Genomic DNA, 11,886 nt, shown 5'->3' on the forward strand with positions numbered 1-11,886 from the left:
AGAAACACGGATAAAAAGGCTTGCCTCCGGCGAGCTGTGCGGGCAGCATTCCCGTTCTGATGTACCCATTCATCCGACACAAGGACATTGATCATGGCACAGGCAACAGCGCGCCACATTCTGGTAGAAAGCGAAGCAAAATGTGAAGAACTGAAGAAGGCGATTGAAGGCGGTCAGGACTTTGCCGAAGTGGCAAAGCAGCACTCCTCATGCCCCTCCGGCCGCAATGGCGGCGACCTGGGCTCCTTCGGCCCGGGCCAGATGGTGCCGGAGTTCGACAAGGCGGTGTTCAACAGCGAACTGAACACGGTTATCGGTCCGGTCAAGACCCAGTTTGGCTATCACCTGCTGGAAGTAACCAGCCGTAGCTGATGATTCCTGGTTTCATACCGGGAATACCAACCATCGGCCGGCAACTGCCGTTGCTGGCCGGTGCTGCTTCTCTGCTGATAGCACCTTTCCTTTTTGTTGGCGGGCCTGACTGGGCTTCGGGGCCACTTCTAAAATCGGTCTGGAACCTGGGCCACATCCTTCTGTTTGCTCTTCTCACTCTGGCGGTCCGACCCTGGCAATGGCTGGGCGGTTGGCGTCTGTGGCTGGTTGTGACTACCGTATTGCTGGCTGTCGGAACTGGAATCGAGCTGATACAGGGCGAGTATAACCGCGACCTGGACGGGCGGGATCTGCTGCGCAACCTCATTGGCGGTTGGTTGATTATCGCCTGGCGTCCAGTGTTTCTGCCGGGAACACGGGCTTCTGCCCGCCAGTGTCTACTCGCGGCAACAGCCACCCTGCTATTGTGTTTTGAATTGGTAGGCACCGGCATCGTGGCTGCCAGACAATGGCAGATCCATCATCAGCTTCCCCAGCTTTACGACTTCAGTCATCAGAACCCGGAGCCCTTCTGGTCTGGCAATCCGGCAGTCTCTGGCAGCCATTCGGTCAATCACCCTCACAGCCTGAAGCTTTCTCTGGGCACGGAAACCTACTCGGGTATCTCGCTCGATAACCTGCCGTCCGACTGGCGGGGTTTCGAGAGGCTGGTCGTAACGATGTTCAACCCCTCGACGGAACCACTAGCACTGACGCTCCGAATCAATGACGTCGCCCACGACCGTAGTGAACATGCCTACAATGACCGCTACAACACTCGCCTGATCCTTGAGCCTGGCTTCAACACGTTTACCCGGAATCTGGCTGATATTGAAAACGCACCAGCCGACCGAACCATGGATATGTCGCAGATCAGGCGTATGGGACTCTTTGCCGTTCGCCTGCCCGAGCCGCGCACTGTTTATCTGTCAGACCTGCGGCTGGATTAACCAAGCGTCCAGGGGTTATCCGTGATCGGTTCCGCACCATCTTCGGTAACCAGAATGGTTTCACTACACCCAATGCCCCACTGCCCCGGGATGCGCAAGCAGATGGGAAGATGGAAGACCATGCCGGGTCGGAACTCCATGTTGCCGCCCCTGGCTATAAAGCCCGAGCCCTCTACCCAGGAGGGTGGGAATTGTGCACCCACCGTGTAGCCGAAGACTCCGGAGAAGAACACCTTGCCGGCCAGTGGCTGGAGTGCTCTCTCTGCGTCCTGGGCGGCCTGATCGAAGGTGACCCCCGGGCGAACCGACGCCAGCAGGGTGTCGACAACCCGCCGACAGCCGTCATGTACCTTTCTCATTTCAGAAGAGGGTTCTGCCCCGGCCACGACAGTCTGCATCATCGGGGCGGTGTAGCGGTGCCAGGCTGATCCGAATTCCAGAAACACCGGATCGCCTTCCTGCACCACCGTACGCTTGTGATTGCAGTGGATTACGCTGCTTCGACGCCCGGTCACGACAATCGGCTGCATACTCATAAACTCACTGCCAGCCTCCAACAATGCCCGGGCACCTTCGGCGGCGATGTCATTGTCAGTGACACCCGGCTGGACCGCGGCCACGGCCGCCCTGAGACCTTCGGCGGTGATCCGCGCGCTTTCCCGCAAAGAACGGATTTCGGCATCCGACTTCACGATCCGGATCTGTTTCAACAGACCGCCGTTGTTCAGAAATCGAACGCTTGCCATTCGTGCCTTCAGGCTTTCCAGCACGCCATGGCGCAGGGACCCGTGCCAGGCATCAATGCCCACCGTTTCCACGCCGTCGTTAAGAGCCTGGACCAGCGGTTCGAGCACTTCACCGATGCCTTCCCAGCGGTAGCCGCTGACCCGGGCAACCCGGGTGGTCACCATGGCTGGCCCCATTTCAATGGAAGGCACCTGCAACAGAAGGTCCTCCTGGGTAACCACCAGGGCCACATGCACAGACACCTCAAAGGTGCTGTAACCGGTCAGGTAAAAAATGTCGGAAGGATCAGTCAGCAGCAGCGCACCAAAATCCTCCCGGGCCATCCTGTCCCGGACACGGGCCAGACGCTCCGCAAGTTCCTGCTCTGGAAACGGACATTCCACCCCCCTCAATTGTGAGGACAAGGCTTTCTGATAGGCGTTGAAATCCATAACGGCACTCCTCACTGGCATATACTAGGGAGATTGGACCCTATTCCAGCTTTGCACAAATCCCACTCACCGAATAATTCATCAATCGGGAGACCCCATGGGCCGCAAGCAACAGAGCGATGGTGCTGTCCAGGTCAGCGTCGAGTTGGGCGCCCTGACCAGCGTTACCAGCGATCCGCAAGTGGCAGTGCGTGCAGGGCCCGTAGTCGCGTCCCTCGTGAACGGTGTTTGCGGTGACCCTTTGTTGCAGCTCAGGCTTCTGCATCAAGCCCGCAGTCTTCTGTTTGATCTGGGCGATACCGGGCGCATGCCACTCCGGTCTGCGCACCAGGTGAGTGACGTTTTCATCAGTCATTGCCACGCCGACCATATCGGGGGGTTCATGTGGTTTCTTCGCAGCCGGATCGGTCACTTCCCGCCCTGCCGGCTGTTCGGACCACCAGGGTTGGTGCGGCACATCACCGGATTGATCAGCGGTATTCTGTGGGATCGCGTGGAGGATCGGGGCCCGAGATTCGTGGTTCACGAATGGCACGGCGACCACCTGAAGCGCTGGAGAATAACCGCCGGCGACAGCACGCCCACGGTGCTGGAAGACCAGCCCACCTCTGGCGATGTGCTGCTCCGGGAACCGGAATTCCAGGTTCGTGCTGCCATGCTGGACCACGGCACGCCTGTTCTGGCTTTCGCCCTGGAACCCTTCGGCAAACTGCAGGTGCGCAATGACCGGTTGCGGGCTGAAGGCCTGAAACCCGGCCCCTGGCTACACGACCTGAAAATGGCCGTGCTGCGCCAGCGGCCGGATAAACTGATCTCACCCGACGCCAGATGCACCTATCGCGCTGAGGATCTGGCCCGCAACCTCCTGATTCAGGCGCCGGGGGAAAAAATCGCCTACGGCACGGATTTCGCCGACACCCCTGATAACATCGGGAAAATGACGAATCTGGCCCAGGGGGCCCACACGCTGTTCTGTGAGGCCTCCTTCATGGCGGTGGACGAGGATCAGGCCCGGCGAACGCATCACCTTACCACCAGGGCGTGTGCCGACATCGCCAACGCGGCGAACGTTCGGCAACTGATTGCATTCCACTTTTCCCATCGCTATGAGCGCAAACGGGACGACGTCTACAGGGAGCTTGCAGGATTCACTGACTGCCTGGTGATTCCGGACTGAGAAACCGCGACATCTGCTTGCCGATACTCTCCACCGGTTCGGTAATTGCCTGCTGAATGCTGTTGGTCACAACCTTCGAGAAGGCTGAACCGGCCGGGCTCTCCAGAAACTCCAGGTACAGGCCCATCTCCTGTGCACCGATGTTCTGGTAGGTGTACAGATAGCTGTCGTAAACCTGCTGACCAACAACGCCCCTGAGCATGCTGCGCTGGCTTTCAATGCGCTGGCGTAGCTGTTCATAATTGGCCGAGTCACTGCTGAACGCCGCCATCGCAGTTGCCAGACCGAGCTGGACTGCGATGGTGGTATCTACCGCGCTCTCTGTTGCCCGGGCCGCCCGATCAAACCGATCGAACATGTCCGCTCTGCGGGTGCCTTTGTACTGGCTGTTCAGTTCCGCTGCGCTGGCCTGGATTTCCTGCCAGGCAGAGGGCTCGGAAGCCGCAATCTCGGCGGCGGAGATCTTTTTGGCCACGGGGGTTTCGTACCAGTCATGAACGGCCTGAAGCTGCGAGTCGGTGAGGCTGGTTTGCAGATCGTTAACGATCTGCTTCTCGATGTCCACCGAGTTGAAGCCGCTGCTGACAATGTTGCCGATGGTATTGGCCATCATCGGAGGGAGCTGACCATTCTGCTTCAGCCCCTCACGGATGCCCTGGCTCATCATCGCCGGGTAGCGGGCCACAATGTCGTCAACAGGCGATACTGCCAGCACCTCCCGGGCATCCGGCGCCGCCTGGGCAGTGCCGGTCATCAGCAGGGCTGTGACTAAAAGAGGTTTAATTAGGGGAAATCGCATCATTTACCTATCATCCAGAACGTGTCGTTGATTCCCTTATGCCATGGGTGTGATGCGTGCGGCAAGCAATCCCGGGGGGCCGGAGATGACGGTTTGGTAGGAATACGGAAAACACCTCGCCGGCGAAACAGAGGCCGGCGCACAACTCTGGAGATCTGGAAAAGCCGGGCCAGATGGTATGGGCTCCCGATACTCGGTCTGTTGATGGGCACCTGGGCAACCCTTCGCTTCAGCCTTCTGGCACCGGATCCCCCGGCAAACCCCGAAGATGTCTGCGAAATTTTCCGGGAGCACCCCGTCTGGTACGACTACGCCAGCGAATCCGAGCAACGCTGGGGCACCCCCATCGCCACCCAGATGGCGTTCGTCTACTACGAATCCTCATTCCGCAGTCATGCCCGGCCGCCACGAACCCTGCTGTGGGGATTTATCCCCTGGACCAGGCCGACAACAGCCTACGGGTATGCCCAGGCACTGGACCCTGCCTGGCAGGAATATCTCGTAGCCAACGGCGAGGGCTGGTTTACCGTGCGAACCGACATGGAATATGCGCTGGATTTCGTAGGCTGGTACAACCAGCTGAGCCACCAACAGCTGGGTATTCCCTATTCAGCACCCAGGAAGCTGTATCTTGCCTACCATGAGGGCCGTGGAGGGTACGCTCGCAGGAGTTTTGAGCAAAAGCCGGCCGTCATGAACCTGGCGGGACGGGTGCAGAACCGGGCCTTACGATATGACAATCAGCTCAAAACCTGCGAACAGGAGTTCCAGTGCTGGCGCTGGTACCAGTTCTGGCCGTTTTGCGGCTGATGCGCGCTAAAAAGTCGAAGAAATCTCCAGTTGGGACTCCAGAGCCTGAAGTCGTTCAACCAGGTATTCCATGACAATGCGAACCCGGGCCATTTGCTGGGTGTCCTGATTGACATGCAGCCACAGATCAACACTTTCACCTTCCAGCGGGTCCGACAAGCGGCGCAGTTCGCGGGTGCTCTCCCCCAGATAGCAGGGCAAAACCGCCAGCCCGGCACCAGCTTTCGCCAGAGCATGCATGGATTGCAAGCTGTTGCAGCGAATGAAAGAAGTGACATTCTTCAGGTGCTTCCTGTACCACCGGCCAGTGGCCAGATGGCTGAAGGTTTCATCCGGCAGGATCCAGAGGCAACCTTCCGGGTGATTCTCGATGTCCATATTGCGGTGACGCCGGCAATAACGCGCAGCCCCGTAAACGGCAGACTCGATGGCGGCAATCCGCTCGCCTTCGAGCGTTGCCTGGGGCTTGTTTTCAGATCGCAGGGTGAGATCGGCTTCGCGATGACTCAGATTGGCCACATCGTTGTCGGTCAGGGTTTCCAGTTCTATGTCCGGAAACTCGCGCACCAGCTCGGCGAGGATTGGGCTGAGCAATGCATTCATCATTGGGTCTTCGGCCGCCAGCCTCACTTTGCCGACCGGCGCTGAATCCTGCCCAACCAGTTTTCGCTCGAGATTTTCCATCTCGATGGCCAGCCGCTCGGCCTCCCGAAACGCGGTTTCGCCCACCGGCGTCAGATGCAATCCATCCCGGCTACGTTCAAAAAACTGCACCCCCATCGACTCTTCCATCTGATCGAGTCGACGCAAAACTGTGGTTTGGTGCACACCCAGCAATTCTCCGGCTTTGGCAAGTGTTCCACCTATTGCCAGAGCCCTTATGTATCGAAGATAATCCCAGTCCATAGCTACTGCATATTTGCAACGTGAGTAGGGATTTTAACGTATTTGAGCTGCAAATAAGAACCCTTAGAATCGTCTGTAAATTAAAGGTAGATCGCTAATCAATTCACCAGAAATAAGGAGGAAGGCGCTATGACTCAGAACCATATCGCAACCGTAAACCCGCTGCCGTCCAGTATCCTCCACAACAGTGCTGAGGTCAGGCGCCAGTATACCCGTGCTGCAGCAAAGCAGGCGGTACAGTTTGTCAGTCGTAAGATGCGGAACTTCAACCGGAAAGCAGCAAACGTTGCTCCGGACATGAGCCAGATGCAGGGCGGCCACTAAACGGCAGTCGGGTCTGGCATGAGCGGGGAGATCGCTCAGGCTGAGAACAGAAAGAACATAAGGATTTGAAAACGCCGGTGGTACCCTTGGGGCCACCGGCGTTTTGCGTTAGCGGATCAGAATTCCCAGACGACTTTCCTCTTCTGGCTGAACCAGTCGTCCATCTTCTGGTTGTAGAAGTCTTCAATCACGTTCCGCTTGATCTTCATGGTCGGCGTTAGCATGCCATTTTCCATGGTCCAGGGCTCCCGGACCACAACCACAAAGGCGACCTTCTCGTGGGACTCGCACTCCGCGTTCACCGCGTCCAGCTCGGCCGCGAGTTCCTGCTCCAGCTCACCGCGATCAGCGCCGGTTTCCAGTTCATCCCGGGCTTCCTCGGAAAGCAGGACCATCAGGCAAGGCTGAGGCTGGTTCGCGCCAGCGACACAGACCACCTCGGCCTTGGGATGATTGAAGCGGTTCTCGATGGGCACCGGAACCACGTACTTGCCCTTGGACGTTTTGAACAGATCCTTTACCCGGCCAGTGATCCGGAGGGTACCGTCCCGGTCAATTTCGCCCATATCGCCGGTTTTCAGGAAGCCGTCATCAGTAAGGTCCTCTTTGGTTTTCTCTTCATTCTTGTAATATCCCAGCATCTGCCCCGGGCTTTTCACCTGCACCTCGCCACCCTCGCCGATACGGTGTTCCACTCCAGGGTTAGCCATCCCCACAGAGCCAGCACGGGCCTGCCCGGGCCGGTTGGCATGGGAATACCCGAAGTTTTCCGACATTCCGTACACTTCCAACAGCTCCAGCCCGAGATTGCGATACCAGTTGACGATATCCGCTGACAGCGGCGCCGCGCCGGTAAGGGCTGCCCGGCAATAGTCCAGTCCCAGCTGTTTCAGAACCTTCTTTTTGACCAGACCGCTGATAATGGGCAGGTTGAAGAGCAGCTTCTGCTTCTTCGGTGGCAATTTGGCGTTAACACCCAGATAGAACTTCATCCACAGGCGAGGTACGGAGAAAAACAGCGTCGGCCTTGCCCGCTGCAGGTCTTCCTGGAAGGTATCCAGGGAATTCGCAAAGTAGAGATGGAATCCGTAATAGAGGGACTGCGTTTCAACCGCTGCGCGCTCAGCCACATGAGCCAGGGGCAGATAGGACAGCATGCGTTCTTCAGAGGAAACCGGGAACAGCTGCTGCAGGCCATCGGCCACCGAAATCATGGTGCGGAAACTGTGCATGACGCCTTTCGGACGGCCGGTGCTGCCCGAGGTATACACAATGGTGGCCAGGTTGTCCGGATCCGGCAATTTGGGCTCTGCCGGTTGCTGGTCGGCGATGATATCCAGCCATTTCGGGGTGTCGTCCCGTGGCGACATGGGCAGCGAAATGATCGGTAGGTCGTCCGGAATGTGGTTCTTGATGTCGTTCCAGCCGTCCGCAGTGCCATCCAGTTTGCCGAGGAACAATAACTTTGCCTCACTGTGCTCAAGCACGTAAGCGGCCGTGTCACCGTTGAGCGTGGGATAGAGCGGCACGGAAACGTGGCCCGCCGCCCAGATCGCCAGGTCGGCCAGGATCCAGTGCGCACTGTTCTTGCCGAGGATACTGATATTGCTGGGCTCGGGCAGTTCCAGGCTGTTCAGGTAAGCGGCCATCCTGGACACCTGGTCGGCAGCCTGTTTCCAGGTAATATCCTCGACACGGCCATCCGGGTACGGCTGGGTAAGATAAACGTTATCGGGGGTTTCCTCTGCCCAGTAGTACAGGCAATGGAGTGAGGTCTGCTTCCAGGGATCTACCGCCATAAACGGCTCCTTTTTGTTATTTTACTTTATGTTTTGGTTTGCAATTCCTGTTCATACTAGCGTCATTTCAGACCCGCTCAATAGCATTTAGTGCCCGCACGATTGGCAAATTAATCCTCGTCTGAGAGCTGTTCCTCAAAATTTTTCGTAACATTTGTCAAGTTTGAGCTACTGTGAATAGTGTGACTCCACTTTCCGAGCAAATTGGATATGGCCATGAGCAAAGCAAAACGTTCGTTTTTGATCTTTCCCGCCTGGGGCATCATTCTTCTGGGTTCGGGTGCCTTCTTCTACAGTGCCTACGCCGGAATGCTGGGGTCCTGATCGGAGCAGGATTTTCTAGCGTCGGAACCGGGTTTCGAGGACCACGGCAGAGTTGGTCCTCTCAACTCCTTCCAGATTGCCGATGTCATCCAGCACAGCGCTCAGCTCCTCCAGGGACTGGGCCTGCACGATGGCAATCAGGTCGTACTCTCCGCTCACCGAGAACAGCTGCGAAACCTGGCTGATCCCCTCCAGTGCGGCATTGGTCCGGCTGGTCAGTTTCTGGAAAACCTTGATCGATACGTGCGCCTCCACCTGGCTGGCAGAAAACTCCCCACCCAACTGCACCGAGTAGCCGCGGATCACCCCGCTGGCCTCCAACCGCGCGATGCGATTCTGTACCGTTGACCGTGACACATGCATGGCCTTCGCCAGCTCGGTAATACTGGCCCGGGCATTCTGCCTCAGCAGCATCAATAGCTTCTGATCCTGCGAACTGATCATTCTGCCAAAACTCCTTATCAATTTGCCGTTATTGTAGACCATTTCGACCGTTATGCAGCTGCAATCAGGCAGCCTCGCCTTTCATACTGAGCCGAAACAATGCTCAGGATCCTCGCCATGATAATTCGACCAATCGCCCCCAGGGATCTCGATGCCCTGGAACAGATCGCCACTGAATCCGGCCCTGGCTTCACCTCCCTGATGCCGGATCGCGATGCCCTGAGTCGAAAGATCGATCACTCGGGGGAAAGCTTCGCCCGAACGGTAACGAAGCCAGGCGATGAACATTATCTTTTCGTGCTGGAGGACAGCACGACCGGCGATATTATGGGCACCACCGGAATTGAAGCCGCCGCTGGCGTCAACCGCCCTCTCGTCCATTTCCGTCGCAATGCCGTTATTCATCACGCAGAAGATCGACAGAAACGTCAGATTGAGGAAAGCCTGACCCGTTGCCAGCACTACACCGGTTGCACCGAGGTCTGTTCGCTGTACCTTCGGCCTGAATTTCGACGGGCCAATGCCGGCAAACTGCTCTCCAGGGTGCGTTTTCTCTTCATGGCCCTGCACCCGGAGCGGTTCGCAGACACCGTGATCGCAGAAATGCGAGGTGTTTCAGATGCTTCTGGCCAATCCCCATTCTGGGACTGGCTCAGGCACCAGGTGGCTGATCTGGATTTCATGTCTGCAACACAGCTGGCCTGCTGCGGCCAGAGCGGCTTCATTGACCGCTTCATCCCCGCCACACCCTTGTATCTCCGGCAAATGACCAGTGAAGCCATCGCGGCTATCGGCCAGGTGCACGAGGATACCCGTGCGGCGCGGCATATGCTGGAACGCGAAGGCTTTCGCCACCGGGGGTTCGTGGATCTTCTGGACGGTGGACCGACCCTGGAGTGCCGCAGGTCAGACATTGCCAGCGTCCGGGAAACCTACATGGCAAACACCGTGACCGGGCAACAGGATCCGGCGGACAATTCGGGAGGAACCGGTAAATCCGCTATAGTTGCCAATGCCAGTTGTTCAGAATTCAGGGCTACGGTGACCGATCAGGTCTGGCCGACCGCATACAGCAATGACCTTGTGGTGGAACCGCAAATCGCAAATCAACTGGACCTTGGCGACGGCAGTCTGGTGTGCTGCCTGCCCCTGGGCCAGACCAGCAAGCAGTCACAGAAGCGCCAACCGCCCCGTCACAAACAGGCTAATGAGGAGATTCGCTATGCATACTGATCCGGACACCCTGTTCGAGAGGCTATGGGAGTCCTATCGGCAGGTGACCCCCTCTGCCGAACGTATACATAAAATCCTGGGCGCCGAAGAGGGGCAGGCCATCGTCAACGATCATATTGCGCTTCGCACCTTCAATCTGGATCCGGTGCGCCTGGACGCCCTGGCCGAGCACTTTCTCAGCCTCGGCTACCGTCAGGGCGGTGAATACCATTTCGAGGCTAAGAAACTCTATGCCAGGCATTATGAGCACCCCTCCCTGGAGCTTCCCAAGGTTTTCATCTCCGAGCTGCTGGTGGAGCAATGTTCGCCGGAGTTACAGTCTGTGGTGAAGCGGCTTGTTGAACAGGTAAGGCCGGAAGCGGTTGCCGCCGATGATTTCCTGTATTCGGGGCGCCACTGGCAAGTCGATTACGGCACCTACCGCGAGTTGATGAAGGAAAGCGAATACGCGGCCTGGATGGCCGCCTGGGGCTATCGCGCCAACCATTTCACGGTCAGCATCAACCATCTGGACCAGTTCCGCTCGGTGCCGGAAATCAACCAGTTGCTGAAAGCTCATGGCTACAAGGTAAATGCATCTGGCGGGGAGGTGAAGGGCTCGCCGGAAGACCTGCTGGAGCAATCATCAACCATGGCTGACCGTGTACCTGTGGCGTTTGCCGACCAGACAGTGACCATACCCAGCTGTTTCTACGAGTTTGCCCTGCGTTATCCGAAACCCGATGGCCAGCTCTACTCGGGTTTCGTGGCGGCATCCGCCGACAAGATCTTCGAAAGCACAAACGCTGGCAGCTGATCCAGCGCGTCAGATCTGACCGTCAAGACCACCCCTGCTCGCCGAGCAGGGGGACAAACCGCACCGCGCCCAGGTTATCGGTCCGGAATCCATCCTCTGCCAGGCGGGTAACGCGCATTAGTGTCTGCACGGAATGCTCCGAGCCCACCGGAATGACCAGGTGCCCGCCAACTGCAAGCTGATGCGTTAACGAATCGGGCACAGCTGGCGCGCCCGCAGCCACGACGATACCGTCGTAAGGCTGGTGCTCCGGCCACCCCATGGTGCCGTCGCCGCAGCAAACCTCGACATTGTCAAACCCCTCGGCGGCAAGCGTACGGGCAGCGCGATCGGCCAGTTCCTCTACCCGTTCAATACTGAACACCTCACCGGCAATGCACCCGAGAACCGCGGCGGCATACCCGGAGCCGGTACCTATGTCGAGAACCCTTTCCCCGCCCTCCAGGTCCAGGGCTTCTGTCATTAACGCCACGATATAAGGCTGAGAAATTGTCTGCCCGGCCCCTATAGGCAGGGGGCTGTCATCGTAGGCGCAGTCCCGCATGCGCTCGGGAACGAAGCGTTCACGCGCCACCCGGCCCATGGCCTCGAGCACCAGCGGCGATTCGATTCCCCGGGCACGAAGCTGATATTCCACCATGGAAGCTCTGCGCGATTCGAAGCCATTATCCCGATTCATTGTCTTGATCCCTTCCCGTGGTCTGGCTGATTACCGGAAGTTACAAAGCAGTAACTTTTTTACAACGGCGCACCCAACATTATCTGACTACTTTT

General features: G+C 57.8%; 13 protein-coding genes. 7 read left to right on the top strand and 6 right to left on the bottom strand.

Annotated elements, in window-relative coordinates:
* Positions 1–93: 93 nt before the first annotated feature.
* Both GJU83_RS04135 and GJU83_RS04140 read left to right on the top strand, forming a co-directional pair.
* Positions 94–372, top strand: a complete 279-nt coding sequence (locus GJU83_RS04135; protein ID WP_153633784.1) for a peptidylprolyl isomerase — start codon at positions 94–96, stop codon at positions 370–372.
* The gene (locus tag GJU83_RS04140; RefSeq protein WP_153633785.1) at positions 372–1,322 is read left to right on the top strand and encodes a succinyl-CoA synthetase subunit beta; all 951 of its coding nucleotides are present in this window, start codon (positions 372–374) and stop codon (positions 1,320–1,322) included. Before GJU83_RS04135 ends, GJU83_RS04140 begins: the two co-directional genes overlap by 1 nt.
* On the opposite strand, the gene GJU83_RS04145 is transcribed toward GJU83_RS04140, so the two are convergent.
* Positions 1,319–2,500, bottom strand: a complete 1,182-nt coding sequence (locus tag GJU83_RS04145; RefSeq protein WP_153633786.1) for a M24 family metallopeptidase — start codon at positions 2,498–2,500, stop codon at positions 1,319–1,321. The genes GJU83_RS04140 and GJU83_RS04145 overlap by 4 nt on opposite strands.
* A gap of 97 nt (positions 2,501–2,597) precedes the next feature.
* Here GJU83_RS04145 and GJU83_RS04150 point away from each other — a divergent pair, with 97 nt between their 5' ends.
* Positions 2,598–3,677 (top strand): MBL fold metallo-hydrolase, encoded by a 1,080-nt coding sequence (locus GJU83_RS04150; RefSeq protein WP_153633787.1) that lies wholly within the window; start codon positions 2,598–2,600, stop codon positions 3,675–3,677.
* On the opposite strand, the gene GJU83_RS04155 is transcribed toward GJU83_RS04150, so the two are convergent.
* A complete protein-coding gene (locus GJU83_RS04155; RefSeq protein WP_153633788.1) occupies positions 3,649–4,479 on the bottom strand; it encodes a DUF2059 domain-containing protein in 831 nt (276 codons plus the stop codon). The two genes, GJU83_RS04150 and GJU83_RS04155, sit on opposite strands and share 29 nt — an antisense overlap.
* A gap of 201 nt (positions 4,480–4,680) precedes the next feature.
* Between GJU83_RS04155 and GJU83_RS04160 the strand changes: the two genes are divergently transcribed.
* Positions 4,681–5,286 carry a transglycosylase SLT domain-containing protein gene (locus GJU83_RS04160; protein WP_370686070.1) on the top strand — a complete coding sequence of 202 codons (606 nt, stop codon included), beginning with the start codon at positions 4,681–4,683 and terminating at the stop codon, positions 5,284–5,286.
* A gap of 6 nt (positions 5,287–5,292) precedes the next feature.
* Here GJU83_RS04160 and GJU83_RS04165 read toward each other — a convergent pair whose 3' ends face one another.
* Complete coding sequence (locus GJU83_RS04165) at positions 5,293–6,192, bottom strand: LysR family transcriptional regulator (RefSeq protein ID WP_153633789.1); 900 nt, start codon at positions 6,190–6,192, stop codon at positions 5,293–5,295.
* A 129-nt stretch (positions 6,193–6,321) separates the two neighbouring features.
* On the opposite strand from GJU83_RS04165, the gene GJU83_RS04170 reads away from it, so the two are divergent.
* Positions 6,322–6,516, top strand: coding sequence for a hypothetical protein (locus tag GJU83_RS04170; protein ID WP_069182926.1), 195 nt, complete (start codon positions 6,322–6,324; stop codon positions 6,514–6,516).
* Positions 6,517–6,632: 116 nt separating this feature from the next.
* On the opposite strand, the gene GJU83_RS04175 is transcribed toward GJU83_RS04170, so the two are convergent.
* The gene (locus tag GJU83_RS04175) at positions 6,633–8,315 is read right to left on the bottom strand and encodes an AMP-binding protein (protein WP_153633790.1); all 1,683 of its coding nucleotides are present in this window, start codon (positions 8,313–8,315) and stop codon (positions 6,633–6,635) included.
* Between the two features lie 339 nt (positions 8,316–8,654).
* Entirely contained in the window at positions 8,655–9,083 is a 429-nt protein-coding gene (locus tag GJU83_RS04180) for an Lrp/AsnC family transcriptional regulator (protein WP_069182924.1), read from the bottom strand.
* Positions 9,084–9,200: 117 nt separating this feature from the next.
* Between GJU83_RS04180 and GJU83_RS04185 the strand changes: the two genes are divergently transcribed.
* Together GJU83_RS04185 and GJU83_RS04190 are read left to right on the top strand one after the other, a co-directional pair.
* Entirely contained in the window at positions 9,201–10,316 is a 1,116-nt protein-coding gene (locus GJU83_RS04185; protein ID WP_153633791.1) for an arginine N-succinyltransferase, read from the top strand.
* The gene (locus tag GJU83_RS04190) at positions 10,306–11,112 is read left to right on the top strand and encodes a DUF1338 domain-containing protein (protein ID WP_153633792.1); all 807 of its coding nucleotides are present in this window, start codon (positions 10,306–10,308) and stop codon (positions 11,110–11,112) included. The genes GJU83_RS04185 and GJU83_RS04190 overlap by 11 nt, the downstream gene beginning before the upstream one ends.
* 22 nt (positions 11,113–11,134) lie before the next feature.
* Here the strand turns inward: GJU83_RS04190 and GJU83_RS04195 are convergent, their stop codons facing one another.
* Complete coding sequence (locus GJU83_RS04195) at positions 11,135–11,791, bottom strand: protein-L-isoaspartate(D-aspartate) O-methyltransferase (RefSeq protein WP_153633793.1); 657 nt, start codon at positions 11,789–11,791, stop codon at positions 11,135–11,137.
* Between the last annotated feature and the right edge of the window lie 95 nt (positions 11,792–11,886).

The sequence above is a fragment of the Marinobacter salsuginis genome (genome assembly GCF_009617755.1).
GTDB classification, from domain to species: Bacteria; Pseudomonadota; Gammaproteobacteria; order Pseudomonadales; family Oleiphilaceae; genus Marinobacter; species Marinobacter salsuginis.